At 61.3% G+C, this 16,654-nt stretch carries 10 protein-coding genes; 2 read left to right on the plus strand and 8 right to left on the minus strand.

Annotated elements, in window-relative coordinates; all coding sequences use genetic code 11:
• Positions 1 to 23: 23 nt before the first annotated feature.
• The 4 genes from EMO90_RS10880 to EMO90_RS10895 all read right to left on the minus strand — a co-directional run bounded on the left by EMO90_RS10880 (position 24) and on the right by EMO90_RS10895 (position 6,874).
• Positions 24 to 2,156 (minus strand): glycoside hydrolase family 3 C-terminal domain-containing protein, encoded by a 2,133-nt coding sequence (locus tag EMO90_RS10880; RefSeq protein WP_150353739.1) that lies wholly within the window; start codon positions 2,154 to 2,156, stop codon positions 24 to 26.
• Between the two features lie 1,058 nt (positions 2,157 to 3,214).
• On the minus strand, positions 3,215 to 4,180 hold the full coding sequence (locus EMO90_RS10885; protein WP_150353740.1) for a carbohydrate ABC transporter permease: 966 nt from the start codon (positions 4,178 to 4,180) through the stop codon (positions 3,215 to 3,217).
• A 15-nt stretch (positions 4,181 to 4,195) separates the two neighbouring features.
• Positions 4,196 to 5,167, minus strand: a complete 972-nt coding sequence (locus tag EMO90_RS10890) for an ABC transporter permease (protein ID WP_150353741.1) — start codon at positions 5,165 to 5,167, stop codon at positions 4,196 to 4,198.
• 132 nt (positions 5,168 to 5,299) lie between these two features.
• Positions 5,300 to 6,874, minus strand: a complete 1,575-nt coding sequence (locus EMO90_RS10895; RefSeq protein WP_190971968.1) for a type 2 periplasmic-binding domain-containing protein — start codon at positions 6,872 to 6,874, stop codon at positions 5,300 to 5,302.
• A gap of 407 nt (positions 6,875 to 7,281) precedes the next feature.
• Between EMO90_RS10895 and EMO90_RS10900 the strand changes: the two genes are divergently transcribed.
• Complete coding sequence (locus EMO90_RS10900) at positions 7,282 to 7,557, plus strand: type II toxin-antitoxin system RelB/DinJ family antitoxin (RefSeq protein WP_150353743.1); 276 nt, start codon at positions 7,282 to 7,284, stop codon at positions 7,555 to 7,557.
• 189 nt (positions 7,558 to 7,746) lie between these two features.
• Here the strand turns inward: EMO90_RS10900 and EMO90_RS10905 are convergent, their stop codons facing one another.
• From EMO90_RS10905 to EMO90_RS10915, 3 genes are all read right to left on the minus strand, one after another.
• A complete protein-coding gene (locus tag EMO90_RS10905) occupies positions 7,747 to 9,393 on the minus strand; it encodes a glycoside hydrolase family 43 protein (RefSeq protein WP_150353744.1) in 1,647 nt (548 codons plus the stop codon).
• A 76-nt stretch (positions 9,394 to 9,469) separates the two neighbouring features.
• Positions 9,470 to 12,493: a glycosyl hydrolase 115 family protein gene (locus tag EMO90_RS10910; protein ID WP_150353745.1), complete on the minus strand. Its 3,024-nt coding sequence runs from the start codon at positions 12,491 to 12,493 to the stop codon at positions 9,470 to 9,472.
• Between the two features lie 3 nt (positions 12,494 to 12,496).
• Entirely contained in the window at positions 12,497 to 13,804 is a 1,308-nt protein-coding gene (locus EMO90_RS10915; RefSeq protein ID WP_150353746.1) for a glycosyl hydrolase family 8, read from the minus strand.
• 84 nt (positions 13,805 to 13,888) lie between these two features.
• On the opposite strand from EMO90_RS10915, the gene EMO90_RS10920 reads away from it, so the two are divergent.
• Complete coding sequence (locus tag EMO90_RS10920; protein WP_150395000.1) at positions 13,889 to 14,077, plus strand: hypothetical protein; 189 nt, start codon at positions 13,889 to 13,891, stop codon at positions 14,075 to 14,077.
• A gap of 382 nt (positions 14,078 to 14,459) precedes the next feature.
• On the opposite strand, the gene xylA is transcribed toward EMO90_RS10920, so the two are convergent.
• Complete coding sequence (xylA, locus tag EMO90_RS10925; RefSeq protein WP_150353747.1) at positions 14,460 to 15,809, minus strand: xylose isomerase; 1,350 nt, start codon at positions 15,807 to 15,809, stop codon at positions 14,460 to 14,462.
• Between the last annotated feature and the right edge of the window lie 845 nt (positions 15,810 to 16,654).

Here is a 16,654-nt window from a genome sequence, read left to right on the forward strand (position 1 = left end):
TCATTCCTTCCAGCTCATACGGCTTAGAACTCCACCGTGGCCTTCAGCGGCTCCACGCCGCACAATTCCACGGATCGGCGGTCGGGCTGGCTCACGCCCACAAACAGCTCGAAGCGATTGCCGTCGATCACACGGTCGCCGTTCCCGTCCACCACGGTGAATGCATCGGGATCAAGGCCGATCGTCACGGTCCCGCGCTCCCCCGCTTCCAGTGCCACGCGCCGGAATCCGGCGAGCTGCCAGTTGCGCGGAGCGAGCGGCGACTCGCAATTGCGCACATACGCCTGCACCACCTGTTCCTCGGCGCGCCCGCCGGTGTTGGCCACGTCGATCGTCACGGTCGCCGTACGGCGGTCCGCATCCGGGCTCACGCTCAGATCCGCGAGCGCGGTGGTGGAGTAGGTCAGGCCGTAGCCGAACGGGTACAGCGCTTCACCCTCCATGAACTTGTAGGTGCGGCCGGCCATCGAATAGTCCTCGAAGTCGGGCATGCCCTCGCAGTCGCGGTAGAACGTGACGGGCAGTTTGCCGGAGGGCGCGGCCTTGCCGAACAGCACGTCGGCCACCGCGTCGCCGCCTTGACCGCCCGGGTACCACACCTGCAGCAGGGCCGCCAGATTCGGATGGTCCTCCAAACCATCCAGCGTGAGTGCACTGCCGGCCGCAAGCAGGACGATCACCGGCTTGCCCACCTCCAGCAGACGCTCCAGCAGATGGCGCTGACGGCCCGGCAGGCTCAGATTCGCCTTGTCTCCGGCGCCCATGGAGTTGCCCGCGTCACCCTGCTCGCCCTCGATCGTGGAGTCAAGGCCCAGCGCGGCGATGATCACATCGGAGTGCTCGGCGTTGATCACCGCTTCGGATTCGCGCTCGTTCTCACGCGACAGTCCGGATTCGGCATGGGTGCCGAACAGCGAGCAGCCCAGTCCGGAGTAGACGCGCACGTCGTCGCCGCAGGCCCGTTCGATGCCTTCGAGGATGGTGGACTTGTGGCTGGGCCGGCCGAAGTAGTTGCCCAGGATCGCCTGCATCGAATCGGCGTTGGGGCCGGTCACGGAAATGGCGTTGAGTTTGGTGCGGTCCAGCGGCAGGATGCCGTCGTTCTTGAGCAACACGAAGGTCTTGGGCGCGATCGCGCGGTTGTAGGCACGGTGTTCGGCGGAATCGTTAGATTCGTAGCCGATCGCGTCATACTCGCAGTCGCCGGCGAACATGCCGAGCCTTACGCGCGTGGCATACAGCTTCTCCACCGCCTCGGTGACCTCCCGCTCGGACACCAGCCCGCGTTCGATCGCCTCCTTGGTGGCCCCGGAGCATCGCCCGGCGCACAGGTGCAGTCCCGCCTTGATGGCGGCGGCCATGGTTTCAGCGGCATCCTTGGTGTAGTGGTGGTTCTCGTGCACGTCCTCAAGCGCCATGAAGTCGGAGACCACGTGGCCCTTGAAATCCCATTCGCCGTACAGATGATGCCCCAGCAGATCGTCGTTCACGGAGCAGGGCTGGCCGTTGGTGGAGTTGTAGGCGGTCATGATCGTCTCCACGTCGGCCTCCTCCACGGCGGCCTTGAAGGCGGGCAGATAGGTTTCCGCCATGTCCTTCTTCGATGCGACCGCATCGAACTCGTGCCGCTTGGCCTCGGGACCGGAATGGACCGCGAAGTGCTTGGCGGTGGCGGCGAGCTTCAGATACCTGCCGTCCCCCTGCAGGCCGCGGATGAATGCGACGCCAAGGCGGGAGGTGAGATACGGATCCTCGCCATAAGTCTCCTGGCCGCGTCCCCAGCGCGGGTCGCGGAAGATGTTGACGTTCGGCGACCAGTACGTGAGGCCCTTGTAGATGTCGCGGTCATTATGCGCGGCATACTCGTTGTACTTGGCACGCCCCTCGGTGGCGATCACCTGGGCCACGCGCTCCAGCTCGTCCGGATCGAACATGGCGGCCAGGCCGATCGACTGCGGGAACACGGTGGCCACGCCGGCGCGTGCCACGCCGTGCAGCGCCTCGTTCCAGTAGTTATACTCCGGAATGCCGAGTCGTTCGATGGCGGGGGCCGCATAGTTGAGCTGGCCGATCTTCTCGTCCAGCGTCATCTTTGCGACGATCCCCCTCGCCTGCTCCAGCGCCTCCACATGCGTCATGCGGGTTGCCTTGGTCATGATGCTCATCACCTCATTGTGTTGACGGACAATACAAGTTAATTGATTTGATTTACAGTCTAACCTGATGGTTCGATAGTTTCAACCAACACGCCGAATGTTTCGATGAGGGCGGTTCCGGTCATCCTGAGCGGAGCGCGGAGCCGAAGGATCCTTCGACTACGCCCTATCGGGCTTCGCTCAGGATGACGAGAAGTCCCCTGCTGTCATCCTGAGCGGAGCGCAAAGCGCGAAGTCGAAGGATCCTTTGTCAACTCGCATTGGTCATTGTGGTGGGATGACCTCACGCATCGCAACGCAGAGTCACAACGTACGCCCCGCAGTGTGACGGCTGGATCTGCCCAGTTTGTAATAGAAACCGAGCAGACTGGGCAGACTGGGCCTCAATGTTTGCAAACTGGGCGAATCCGGTCATCTGGAAGCCGATTTGGGCGTCCAGATGACCCAGCCTGCCCAGTTTAAGAATTGAGTACCCCAATCTGCCCAGTTTGCAATCATGCGTGCCGATCTGCCCAGTTCGTAACTATCGAGTTCGTAACTGTTCAGTTCCGATTTGCCCAGTTTGCAGCGCAGACTGGGCAGATCAGGTCAGCCCCAACCGGACGATGTCCCTCACCCGACAGCCCTGCGCTTCGACAGACCACATACGCATGATCTGCCAGCAAGTCGATCGACTTCCCGTCTTTCTGGCAGATCTTGTTCCGTAGCAGCATCGCAATCCCTCTGAGATGCAACATCTGCCAGCAAACCTGCAAGTCGGCGAACTTGCTGGCAGATCATGCGCGTCTGCCGAATAGAGATGCCGACCATAAAGAAATGCCGTGCATGCCCACGAGGACGAGCGTCGATGGGGAGGCATGCACGGCACGGTTGGAAAGGGGTGGAGTTATGAAGACTGGGCAGAGTGGGCTCAGAGGGTGCGCTCAAGGCGGTCGGACCCTTTCGAGTTTTGTCTGCGGGGGCCCACAGGGTTCCTCGCTTAACGGCTCGCCTTCGGCCCCTGCAAGTAGGGACTCGCCCTATGGGCGAGGCTCAATCCAACCTTCGCCGCCTTAGCGTCAGCCCTTCACGGCTCCGATCATCACGCCCTTATCGAAGTACTTCTGCAGGAAGGGGTAGATGACCAGCAGCGGAAGCGTGGCCACAATGATCACGCCGTACTTGATCTGATCGGCGAACTGTTGGGCAGCCAAACCTGTCATAGCGGTATCGGTGCCCATCTGGTTCGTCTGATTGGCCAGCAGGATCTGCTGAAGAACGTTCTGCAGCGGCAACTTGTTCTGCTTGGTGATGTACAGAAGGCCGTTGAAGTAGTCGTTCCAGTGACCCACGAAGTAATACAGGCCGATCACGGCGATGATGGCGCTGGACAGCGGCAGAACGATCCTCAGGAAGTATCCGAAGAAGCTCAGGCCGTCGATCTGGGCCGCATCATGCAGGTCCTCCGGGATGGAGGTCTCGAAGAACGAGCGGGCGATGATGAGGTTCCACACGGACACGGCACCCGGCACAATGAACACCCACATGGAGTTGAGCAGACCAAGCTGCTTCATGAGCAGGTAGCTCGGGATCATGCCGCCGGAGAAGAACATCGTGAACGTGAACAGGAACATGATTATGCGGCGCGGCTTGAACTCGGCGCGGGACAGCGCGAAGGCGGCCGGCATGGTCACGACCATGTTGAGCGCGGTGCCGAGCACGGTGTAGATGATCGTGTTCTTGTAGCCATTCCAGATGCGAGCGTCACTGAACATGGTCTGGTATCCATACAGGCTCACGCCCTTGGGAATGACCGTCACCTCACCGGCGGAAACCGCGGCCTGGTTGGAGAAGGACGCGATGATCACGAACCACAACGGGTAGATCACCGCGAAGACCACGGCGGCCAGGATCACCCAGATCACGATGTCGACGATCCAGTCGCTGATCGACTTTTGCTGACGAACCTTCGGATTGAAGGGGATTTCATCGGAAGAGAGCTTGGGCGCACCCACGTACTGGGCGGAATTCGTTGCAGTGGACATATTGATCGTCTCCCCTTAGAAGATGCTGGTGTCGGAAACCTTCTTGGACAGGAAGTTCGCAAGCACCAGGAAGAAGAAGTTGATGACGGTGTTGAACAAGCCGATGGCCGTGGAGTAGCTGAACTGGAAGCTGATCAGACCCATCTTGTAGGTGTAGGTCGAAATGACCTCGGAAGCCGTGGAGTTCAGCGTGTTCTGCATCAGGTAGACCTTCTCGAAACCGACGCCGAGCACGTGGCCCATGTTGAGCACGAGCAGGATGACGCAGGTCGGAAGAATGGTGGGGATGTCGATGTGGCGGATGAGCTGGAGACGTCCGGCACCATCCATCTTCGCGGCCTCATACAGGGAGGTGTCCACGGAGGACAGGGCCGCCAGATAGATGATGGAGTTCCATCCGCAGTGCTGCCAGATTTCCGAGATCCAGTACAGCGGTGTGAAGGCGCTCGCCACGCCGAGCAGACTCTGATCGCCCAGGAAGCGGCCGATCAGACCGGTGTCCGGCGTCAGGAAGATGTTCAGCATGGACACCAGCACCACCGTGGAGATGAAGTGCGGCATGTAGGTGATGGTCTGCACGAAGCCCTTGATCTTGCGCGAGCCGATCTGGTTGATGAGCAGGGCCAGAATGATCGGGGCGAAGAATCCCATGACCAGCGTCCACAGGGAGATGCGGAAGGTGTTGACGAGGATCTGCGCGAACTGCGGATCATTGAAGAACTGCTGGAAGTATTTGAAGCCCACGAACTTGCCGCCGGTCAAACCCAGCTTTGGGTTGAATTCGCGGAATGCGAGCTGGATGCCGTACATCGGCACGTAGGCGAACAGAGCCACGAAGCACATGGCTGGCAATACCATCAGCCAGTGCTGCCAGTAGCGGGAGAAATGGAAGGCAACTTTGCCGGTGAAAGTGGTCGGCACGCCGGATGCCACTTCCTTCTTTGCTTTGCGGGGCTTCGATGCCGCCGCGGAATTATTGACGCTCATTACAATTCCTCGTGTGATATCCCGATTTTGGAATAGGAAAGTCCGGGTACCGTTTCCGCGCAGATGGCGACTGCGGTGCCCGGACTTATGGGACCGGATGCTTCCACCCGATTTCAGCTGATATGAATCAGATCACTTCACCCAGGTGTCGTAGGCCTCCTGCCAGAGCTGGACCTGCTGGTCGAGACCGGTGGTCTTGAGCTTCTGCACGTAGGTGTCCCACTCATCATCGATGTTGGTGTTGCCCTGAATCCAGTTGGCGGTGGATGCCATGGCGTAGTTCATGATCGTGGTGTTGAGGTTCGAGATCGTGGTGGCGTCCTCGAGCTTGGTCTTCACATACGCCGGCATGGTGTCCTTGACGTGGTCGTAGTGGGTGTAGTACTCCTTGTACACCTCGTCGGTGGCCTGCTGCTCGTCGGCGTCGGTGTCACCCTCGATCTTCATGTCGGGGGAGATATACGAGGCCATAAGCTGGGAGGGAGACATGGTCAGCTCATACTTCTCGGGCTTGATCTTGTAGGTCTTGTCGCCGGTCTTCTCAACGTAATCGGTGCCATACCAGGACTCGACGGACATGTCGGCGCTGTAGAACGTGTCGATGATCTTGAACAGGGTGTCCTTGTTCGGGGCATCGGCAGCCATGGCCATGGAGTTGGTCACGACCGGAGCGACCTGACCAGAGGAATCCCAGGTGATTTCGTCATCGGACTGGGATGCATCAGCCTTCAACGGGGGCAGAGCGACGTACTGGTCGTACAGCTTGTTGCCCACGCCACCACGCGGGGTCCAAGCGAAGCCCATGCCCACGCGAGCGGTCTCACTATCGCCCTTCATCTCGTTGGTGTAGGTGGAGGAATCCTGCGACAGCACATTCTTGGAGATCAAGCCCTCCTTCATGAGCTTGGCCAGAAACTTGGTGACCTGCTTGTACTCATCGGAGATGAAGAAGTTGGCGACCTTGCCATCCTTGACGTAGATGCCCTGCATGGACGGCGAGGAGTTGAAGTTGGTCACCAGGCCCAGGGAGTTGAGCAGCATGTACGGGGAGTACCACGTGATCTGGCTGGTCTCGAGCTTCGGGAAGCTCATGCCGATCTCGTCGGCCTCGCCGTTGCCGTTCGGATCCTGCGTGACGAAGGCCTTGAGAACCTCCTCCAGCTCATCCCAGGTGGTGGGCATTTCAAGGCCCAGCTTGTCCAGCCATGTCTTGTTGATGATCATGTGCTGACCGGTGGTGCTGTAGGCATCGCCCTTGTAGGTGGGCAGCGTGTAAAGCTTGCCCTCGTTGTTGGTGGCGATCTTCTGGACGTCGGGGTACTGCTCGAACATGGCCTTGACGTTCGGCATCTTGTCGAGGTCCTGCGAGAAGTCCTCGAACAGGTCGCCGTACTGGTCCGGGTCTCCGGTGTAGTAGGCACGGATGTTCAGGTCGGCGATGTTGGCACCGGCCAGAGTGGCGGACTTCTGCTGGCTCCAAGCCGAGCTATCCACCTCCTCCCATTCGATCGTGCAATCGCATGCGGCCTGAAGCTTCTCCGGCCACTTCATATCCTTGATGGCCGCCGTGTTGCTGTTCTTGACCACGCGGATCTTGACCAGCGGCTTGCCATTGGCATCCAAACGGGTGCCGTCGGATCCGGCATCGCCACCGCCACAGCCGGAAAGCGCCATGGTGACGGCAGACAGCGCCGCGATAGCAGTCACGGCCTTCTTCATTCCACGTCGTTGTGACATCTCTGTTCTCCTGTCCCGAAACTTTAGATGTTATCCTCGAAACGTTGAGGTGATTCTTTTATACAGCAGGGTGACTACTTTGTCAAACCATTGCACAAACGCTGCGCAGATCGGCGTGTTGCCTTAATTTCCAACGATTTGACGCTTTAGTCACATGGACTGAATGAAACGATCACCATCGCTCAGTTTCGAGCATCATGACCAGAATACCCCCCCCCCCCGCGACGTTTTCACGTCTCAATCAGCCCAAAATCCCCCACTACTGACGCCAGATTTTCGACTCACTTTCGAAACTAATGACCTGACACGTACCCCCACGCGCAAAGCACTTGACTTCATCTATGATATTGCATAGGAATTACATAAGGATGCTGCTTATGGCTCTGATCCAAATCAACGTCCCGGACGACATCAAGGAACGAGCGGACGCGGCATTCGCCCGCAACGGCATCACCACGCCAATGGCCATGAAGATGATGGTCACCCAAGTCGCCAACGAAAACCGGACGCCGTTCGACGGCATATTCAGCAATGGGACCAGCCGCGAGCTCACCGAAGACATGCGAAGGGACATGATTTTCGCCGAAGCCCAGGAATACGGGCTCATCCCGGATGACGCCACCGATGCCCGCGTCATTCCCAATGCAGACTGAAGCGCCCGGCCAGTGACGGCCTGAGCGACCGTCTTCATCCACGGAACTCGAATTTCCCGTCGAAACCGGCGGAATCCCAAGGATGGATTGAAGAAATTCGAGTTCCATGGATGAGAAGGACAGCTGAGAAGGGCAGAGGAGCAAGGCAGATGAGAGGGGCTGAAAGGTCACACTCAGATCAGGCCCCTCTCACTTCCGCCCAGCTTCTGCCGCATCGACGCCCGCCAGGCACCCCACGAACCCACCGGCACGATCGGTGCTCAGGAAGGCCGCAGGCAGATCAGCCACGATCGTCGCGTTCTTTGGCATCCCGGCCGTCAGCAGCATCAGCGCGTCCCGATCGTCCCGCAACGCATCCGGCGGCGGACATGCGAACGCCGTCAGACGATCATCATGCAGTCGCAGTCCGATCGCCGTATTCTCCGGCTCCGCCAACGCCATAGCCGATCCGACGGCCGATCCAGCGACCTGTTCACCGGCGGTCGATCCGCTCCGCCGCTCGACCGCAATCCGCCCATCGGCGTCAATCGCCACGTCCACGCCATGCGCATCGTTCTGCCGCAGGGACAAACCGCCAGCAGCCGGCGCGATCACCGTGAAATCAAGACGATCGACGCGGACGTACGCCTTTGAGCCATCGCCGCGGACATACAGCAGTTCAGGGTCGCCGGCGCGGACCACGCGATCGCCGAATGGTTCATCAGCCGTCTCAGTCTCACCGATCCGCTCGGGCAACCGCCCCAATCCGGGCGCCACCACGGGCCAGCCACTCTCCCAGCCCACCGGCGCGACGAACGTCTCGCGACCCAGATAGCTCACATGATCCCCCGTGGATTCGCGCACGCCCAGACAGGTGAGCCACCAGCCCTGCTCCGGATGATGCAGCAGATCGGCGTGCCCCACGCACTGCACGGGGTAGTCCGCACCCAAGTGCCGATGGGTGAGGATCGGATTGCGCTTGCATGCGCGGAACAGGCGGTTCTTCGCATCGCCGCCAGCCCCGATCACGCAGCGCTCCCCCGGCAGCGGACCGTCGATCGGATGCTCGGCCATGAAGCGGGACACCGCGGCGGCGAATCCACTGGGCGCATAGGCGCGCATGATCATCTCGCTGTGCTCCGGCCCGGTGCCGCCCTCCGCGGTCATGAGATATACGTAGTCGCCGTCCGGTCCGGTGCCGCCGAACCGGTACAGGTGCGGTCCCTCGGCCCACACGGCGTCAAGCCCATAGCCACGCCACAGGATCACCTTGCCCGCGCCGCCATCCGGCCATGCCGCAAGCTGCCACGTTTCGGGATCGATCGGCTGCGTCCACACCTCGGTCTGGCCATCCCATTGCGGGTCGGCTGCGGGTCTGGTCTGAGTCCAGAACACCGTGCCATCGCGATCCTCGAACACATCGGGATCAATGCCATGCGCGCCAGCCACCCAGTACGGTCCCTCCCATGGCCCTTCGATGGTTTCGGAGGTTATGACGAAATTGCCGCGCGCCGCATTCATCGCATCCAGTTCGGCCTGCGTATGACCGGCCGCGAGCGCCACTTCACCATCGATGCGCATGGTGGTGCAGACGATCACGTACCTCCCGCGGATCCGGCGCAGTGTGGGCGCATACAGCCCACCCGAGTCCCCCGCCACGTCGAGGAACAGCCGCTTGGCAAGATCGCCGCGCACCGCATCGGCCACATGGGTCCAATGCGCCAGATCACGTGAAACATGGATGGGCAGTCCGGGCGTCAGCTCGAAACTCGAATTGACGAGCACGGCCTCCTCCCGCAGCTCATCCCAGATCCAGCTGGGGTCCGGATGCATGCCGGCGAGGATGGGGTTGTTCATATTGTCTCCTTTTACGCGGCCAAACGGACGGAATCCGGGCTTTCTGCGGGGGTTAGACGCTTAGAATGCCACACGCTTAGAATGCCAAGCCATCAGGGGATTGGCACGGCACCGGGGCGCTCTCCGTCGGTCCCAGATACGATTCAGGCAGCGGTCGGCCGGCCGGATGGATCACCACGCGCTCAAGCACCACGTTGGGCGTCAGATGGATGAAGCGCACGGCATTGAGCCCCCTGCGGCAGCGGATCGTCACACTGCGCAGTTTGACTGCGTCGATGGCCTCGCGCGTGTACTGCGGGCTCATATAGAACGGGCGATCGTGATCCTCCACCAGATCGAGCACCTCGATCGGCCCGTCGTTGACGCGCATGGCGGCCAACTGCGAGCCGTCGCGGCCCACCGGCAGGGTGGGCGCCATGACCCACGTGAGCTCATAATCGCCATCGGCCGACGTGATGAACCGGTATTCCAGCCAAGGCGCGTCTTCGGCATGTTCCACGTCGCCCACCGAGGTTGCGGGCGTCACGCGCATGGCCACGCCGGTTTTGCCGTACGGGGCGATGCGCTCGAACCGCGATCCGTCCGCCCCCTCCCCGGATGCCGCCGCATGGTCGGCCTCGATGGCGATCACGCCGCGCGATTGCACGAACGCCGGTCCGTTCGTTCCCTCCGGAACCGCGGCGAGCGCGTCGACGATCAGCCCATCATCGACCTCGAGCGCGGTGAGCACGCTCACATGGACGCGGGCGTCGCACAGCTCGGGCACGGCATAGCCGCCCTCGGGCTCGCACATCAGACCCACCACGGTGAATTCGCCGATCATCCAGCCGTCGTCCGCCTGGGCCGCACACTCCGCCAGCGCCGTACGATCGATGGTGATCGTCACATCGTCATGCGAGACCGTACCACCCTGATAGCGCGAGAACGACAGCCAGGGGCACCCGTTCTCGATCCGATATCGCACCGGCTCACGGCTGCCGCAGGACAGCGTCATGGTCACCGCATCCACACGCGGATCGGTGAAATGGTCGATTGTCATCCGATCGTTCAGCCACCTCGAGCCAATGTTGTACGCATCCGATCCCTCGAACGAGACGATCAGACGCGGCAGCCCAGCCGGTTCCACGTATTGGCGGATCGGATACTGGTTGTTGTCGGCGCTCCATCCGCGGAAACCGAAGTGCTCGGAGAGGCCGAACCCGTCGAACCGCCCGTCGCCCACGTCGTGGAACGCGTCAACGATCTCACGATCACGGCGGATGCAATCGGCCACACGATCGGCAAGCGCGTTCGCATCCACACGGTTCTGCCGGGCATACAAGGCGTTGCGTCCGGCGAGCACCCACGCCATCATGAGGTTCGCGGTGCCGCACACCGGATACCACACCTGCTCGATGAATCCGGGCATAACGCGCTCCGGGCATCGGTCCTTGAGTCCGTCGCACACCCTCAGCAGCCGTTCGCAGGTCCGCAGCAGGTTCTCGGCCTCCCCATAATGCGCGGGGTGGTAGGTGTCGGCACGCATCACCTCATGCTTGCGCCGCTCCACAATGAGCAGATAGTCGTCCAGAACACCGCGGATCAGCGCCAGATCCTCCTGTCCGAAGGCATCGCCGAAGTTGCGCGCCACCCACCGATCCAGCCAAGCCTGCGCATTGTTCGGATGCGACGGACCATAGGCATCCATGTCGTAGGCCATGTCGAGGAAGTACGCCAGCGGCATCTCGTTGGTGGCGATGTCTCCCACGTTGACCACCCAGATCTCGCGCACGCCGAACTGCCAGGCGCAGCTCATCTGATCCCACACGCGCGGCAACGCCGTGGAGGCGATCCATTCATACGAAGCGGGGCCGCCATGCATGTCCATGTGGTAGTACATGCCCCAACCGCCGTTGCGGTAACGGTAGCGCTCTTCGGGCAGCGTGCGCATGTAGCTCACATTGTTGTCCGAAAGCATCACGGTCACGCCGTCGAGTTCCGGGTCGTCCGCCAATCCCGGCACCCCGGCACCGGGATCGCCATAGAAGAATCGCTCCACCTCGTTGAACAGGACAAGCTGCCGGGGCACCTTGGCCAGATCAGGGTCGATCTCCTCGCGCATGAGCTGGTTCTGGGTGGCAAGCACGTCGCGGATCAGCGCGATGTTCTCCTCCATCGTCGCGTTGGCCATGATTGCCGTATCGCGCTCGCCACGCATGCCCATGGTGATCACCTTTTCGAATGGCTTGTTGCGTTTGAGGCCGTCCCGCCAGAAACGCGTAATGCCCTCGCGATTGGCCAGGAAGTCCCAGGCGTCGCCGTAGGGCGAATCGGGGCCACGCATGAGACCGTACTCCTCGCCGGTGCGCATGCATGGCTCGTGATGGGAGGTGCTCATCACCACACCGAGTTCATCGGCGAGTTCCACCGCCTTGAGCCCCGGACCGTCCAGGGAAATGTTGTCGATCCACATGGCCGGCCACAGGTAGTTGCCCTTGAGGCGCAACAGCAGCTCGAAGACGCGCGCATAGCATTCCGCGTTCGCACCGCCAAAGTGGATGCGCGACCAGTTGCCGAAGGCCGGCCATTCGTCGTTAATGAAGAATCCGCGGTATTTCACACTCGGTTCGCGGCTAACGCCCTCCACGGACTCGGCCGCGAGCGCAACGGAGGCGCGACGGGCCGGTTCGATGCCGCTCCAATTGCGCAGCGGACTGACGCCAAGCAGCTCGGACAGGCGCAGCAGACCGTAGATCGTTCCGCGCTTGTCGCTGCCGGCGATCACGATCGCCCGATCGACGCCCGGCAGCGGCCGGTCCACGATCCGCGTCAGATGGCGTTCGCGACCGCCGGCGATGATCGCGGGATCGAGTACGGACTGGGCGGCGAGCTCGTCAATGAGATCGCCTTGGCCGATCGTGCCGTAGATCAGCGCGGTTCGGATGGGCCGGATTCCCGGGTTCCGGGACGGTGCCACGCGGCGCGGGACGGTTCCGATCACGGCGGCGATGTCGTCGGCCACCCAATCGGCCACGCGGCGCACGCCGGGCATGGCTCGCGGATCGTCGATCATGACAAGATCGGCATCCACGATGATGCCAGGGCTAAGGTTGGCATTCATGGCTCAGTTCTCCTTGCAGTCGTTGTTCGTGTTGGAATCGGCGCGATCGTCCCACTCGAAGCGGTATTCCCCGGCGAGTGCGAGGAAGGCGAAGGCGTAGAGGAAGTTGTCGTAGTAGCGGCGCCGGCCGATGCGGATCGGGGTGTTCCACAGCAGATCCACCCATGCGCGGGCATTGCGTTTGGCGTCCGGGAAACGATCCGGATCGGCATGTTCGGCGGCGATCGACCCTTCGGCAGTGGCGGCGATCAGACCGACCGGATGAAGCGTGACCTCGTCGAACGGGGTGCCGTCCACAGCGTAGACGCTGGTGCGATCGTGGGTGAGCAGAAAACGCTGCAGGGCGGCCACGCGGTTGCAGAGCTCGAGGCTGGCTCCGCATCCATTGGTTGCGTCGCCGTCGGCTACGTTACCATCATCAGCCACGCCACCGGAAGCTGCGCTCCACAGCACGTCGAGCCCAATGTTGCCGGCGGTGCGATAGGCATCCGAATAGAACCAGGTGTGTTCGCCCCAATCCACGGCGTGCGGGGTCCCGTCGAAGTCCGCATACTCGGGGTTGAGACCGGTTTGGGCATTGACGGCATTGGCCAAATGCGCGCGGGATGCCTTCGCGGCCGCTTTCCAGAACAGCCGGTCCGCCTCGCTGTATGTTGCGGCGAATCGCTCGAACTGCTCATAGAAGTGAGGCAGATGGTATGAGGGGTCGGTCCAATCCACATCCGGCACAAAGCGGATTTGATGATTGCCCGGATCCCACATCGCCCGACCGCGGAACTTGGGACTGGGCTTGCCGTCCGCAGTGGTCTCCGACTGACCGGGCTCCCCTTTGTGCAGGCAGATGTCCAGCAACTCACGCGCCTGACGGGCATAACCGCCCTGCCACCTGCGAGCGGCGAGCAGCAGTGCCATGGCGAAGTATTCCTCGCCGTCCGATGCCGGACCGAGCGAGTTCTTGGTGCCGTCGGGTTGTACGGACCAGGCGAAGTAGCCGGCATTGTCGCCCCCGTCCATGCGCATGTGGCGTACGGCCCATCCCCAGATGCGGTCGAAGACGTTCCGGTGGTCGTACTGGACGGCGAGCATCATGGCATAGCTCATGCCCTCGGTGCGCACGTCGTTGTTGCCGGTGTCCATCACATAGCCCAAGTCGTCGTCGCTTTCCCAGTAGATCTTGTTGGGACCTTCGAACATCTCGTACCAGTTGCGTTCAAGGCGAGACAGGATATCCTCGCGGCCATACCCAAGGCGTTCGAACACTGAGGGCGGGCGGGAATCCGGATAATGGGCAAATGAATCAGTCGAGGACATTGGACAGCACCTTTACTTCCACGTTCACGTTCTTCTAGAATTTCGGATATTTATTCGAAATTCTAATACAACGTTATACTACATATGCCGACCTTGTTTGTCAATCGGATGCATGATCAGAACGAGCATTCATTTGATATTCCAGTTCACGCAATGAAATCGCGAATGTTCAGTGAACTGGAAAGCGCGCAAAACCCACCACAGCCAAACTTCCAAATCCGCATCATTCAGCCATTTACCATCGCAAACCGCACAGGAGGCCCAGTTCACTGAATCGGCGCGCATCCATTGCGTGAACCGAACGCGAACTGCACCAAACGCCATCAAAGACAAAGGGCCCGGCCGAGGGTGAAACGGCCGGGCCCATTACAGAGGGGAAGGAAAGGAGTAAGGAAAAGTGGTGAGTATGCCGACCGCCCCGATGATCAGGAAAGGCAGGGCGGCCGGCATTGGCCCGACGCGCATTGGCGACGAGCCCAATATTCAGTTATGAATATTCAGTTATCTGCGTATATGCAAGCCGGCTGACGGTCCACCGGACCGTCAGCGAACCTCGGCCAGCAACCGCAATCGCAGACCGCTACGCGGGCTCAACATCACCTCGGGATCCGTAGTGGATCCCTCGGCGCTGGCCGGCCGACGGTCCACCGGACCGTCAGCGAACCTCGGCCAGCGCATCCACGATGTAGTTGTTGATCGTGGCCTTGACGGACTCGAGGTGATCGGACTTGGTGGCGGCGATCAGCTCGGACTGCGGCTTGTCCAGCGAGTAGGCCTCGAGCTCGGCCAGCGAGGTGGTGCCCTCGTCGATCTTCTTGCCGATGCCCTCGTTGTAGGAGCTGTAGCGCTCCGCCTGCAGGTTCTGGATGAAGCCGTCCTGGTTCATCTTGTCGGCGACCAGCAGGCCGGCGGCGTAGGTATCCATGCCGGCGACGTGGGAGCGGAACAGATCCTCCTCGTAGAAGGAGGTACGACGCGGCTTGGCGTCGAAATTCAGGCCACCGCGCGGACCGATGGAGCCGGCCTGCAGGACCTCCCACATCACGGCGACGGTCTCGTACAGATCGGTCGGGAACTCGTCCATGTCCCAGCCGATGAGCTTGTCGCCCTGGTTGGCGTCGAGGGAGCCGAGGAAGCCGGCCTCGCGGGCCACGCGGATCTCGTGCTGGTAGGTGTGGCCGGCCAGGTTGGCGTGGTTGCCCTCGAGGTTCAGCTTGAACACGTCGGTCAGATCGTGCGCACGCAGGAACTCGATGGCGGTGGCCGCATCGAAGTCGTACTGGTGCAGCGTCGGCTCCTTCGGCTTCGGCTCGATCAGGAACTGGGCGTCAAAGCCGATCTCCTTGGCGTAGTCGGCGCACATGTGGAAGAACTTGGCGATGTGGTCGGTCTCGCGCTTCATCTCGGTGTTCCACAGGTTCTCGTAGCCCTCGCGGCCGCCCCAGAACACGTAGTTCTCGGCGCCCAGACGCTTGCCGATCTCGAGGCTCTTCTTGAGCTGGCCGCCGGCGTAGGCGTAGATGTCCGCGAACGGGGAGGTGGCGGCGCCGGAGACGAAGCGCGGGTTGGTGAACAGGGAGGAGGTGTTCCACAGCAGCTTGACGCCGGTGGACTTCATGTTCTCCTCGATCTTGTCCACGACCTTGTCCAGGTTGGCGTTGGTCTCACGCAGGGTGTCGCCTTCGGGGGCGATGTCGCGGTCATGGAAGCAGAAGTACTCCACGCCAAGCTTCTGGAACAGCTCGAAGGCGTAGTCGACCTTGGCCAGCGCCTGATCCATCGGATCGGCGTACTTGTAGTACGGACGATGCGCGGTGCCGGTGCCGAACGGATCGACGAGCTCCTGGTTGAAGGTGTGCCACCAGGCGACGCCGAAGCGCAGCCAATCCTTCATCTTCTTGCCGGCGACGACCTTGTCGGCGTCGTAGTAGTGGAAGGCGAGGCCCTCCTGGGTGCCCCTCTCGCGGCCGACGTACTCGATCTTGTCCACATCCCACAGACCCATGGGTTGCTCCTTTGCTTGTGTCTTGCGGTTTTCTCTGCCCGACCGGACGTTCGTCCGCGGCGTTGATTACATAGTAAAACCAACTCACTATCTTTGTCAAATCAAAAAACTTATTTCGCCGCGATTGGTCCAAAACACTCGAGAGCCCAAGTACCACAAGCCCTCAGCGGCGTGTTGCGCAGGAGAACCGCACGGGACGAACGCACAGGAGTAGCGCCTCCAGCCCACGCCCAGCCCACGCCCCAGTCCGCCGCGCAGCCCGCACTCCAGTCCGCACCCCAGTCCGCCGTGCAAACTGGGCAAATCCGACCATCACATTCGCAAACTGGGCAGATCCTGCCATCTGGAGACCGATTTTGGGCGATTTTGGGCTCCAGATAACTGGATCTGCCCAGTTTGTTAAGCCGATGGCACGATCTGCCCAGTTTGCGACATAGTTACGGCACAATCTGGATCAAACTGGGCAAATGAGGACGTTTCCCCGGAAAACTGGGCAGATCGGTACATCTGGAACCCCAAAACGGCCCCCAACCGACAGGATCTGCCCAGTTTGCGAAACCAGCGTCCCGATCTGCCCAGTTTGCAGTACAGAATGCGCGCAGACTAGCACACCAGAGAGCAGCACGCCACGGTGCAACACGTCAGGAACAGTTGCCGGGCAGCAAAACCAGCAGGCAAACCGCCCAGTTTTTTTTCCCCCCCCCCGCCCAGTCCCCCCAGGGCGGGCTCTAGTGATCGTTGCAACACCTGACCGACCGACGGGAGGATCAGATGGAGACGGACACGAAGAGCGCGGCCAGATGGGTGTTCGAGGACGTGGAATACGCCACGCGCGGCGAGATGTG

The organism is Bifidobacterium vespertilionis, assembly GCF_008698145.1.
GTDB lineage: Bacteria > Actinomycetota > Actinomycetes > Actinomycetales > Bifidobacteriaceae > Bifidobacterium > Bifidobacterium vespertilionis.

Bases quoted from the DNA above. Each gene is read 5' to 3' on its own strand.
- EMO90_RS10880 (WP_150353739.1), bottom strand. From the start codon at position 2,156: ATGACCAAGGCAACCCGCATGACGCATGTGGAGGCGCTGGAGCAGGCG.
- EMO90_RS10885 (WP_150353740.1), bottom strand. From the start codon at position 4,180: ATGTCCACTGCAACGAATTCCGCCCAGTACGTGGGTGCGCCCAAGCTC.
- EMO90_RS10890 (WP_150353741.1), bottom strand. From the start codon at position 5,167: ATGAGCGTCAATAATTCCGCGGCGGCATCGAAGCCCCGCAAAGCAAAG.
- EMO90_RS10900 (WP_150353743.1), top strand. From the start codon at position 7,282: ATGGCTCTGATCCAAATCAACGTCCCGGACGACATCAAGGAACGAGCG.
- EMO90_RS10905 (WP_150353744.1), bottom strand. From the start codon at position 9,393: ATGAACAACCCCATCCTCGCCGGCATGCATCCGGACCCCAGCTGGATC.
- EMO90_RS10910 (WP_150353745.1), bottom strand. From the start codon at position 12,493: ATGAATGCCAACCTTAGCCCTGGCATCATCGTGGATGCCGATCTTGTC.
- EMO90_RS10915 (WP_150353746.1), bottom strand. From the start codon at position 13,804: ATGTCCTCGACTGATTCATTTGCCCATTATCCGGATTCCCGCCCGCCC.
- EMO90_RS10920 (WP_150395000.1), top strand. From the start codon at position 13,889: ATGCCGACCTTGTTTGTCAATCGGATGCATGATCAGAACGAGCATTCA.
- xylA (WP_150353747.1), bottom strand. From the start codon at position 15,809: ATGGGTCTGTGGGATGTGGACAAGATCGAGTACGTCGGCCGCGAGAGG.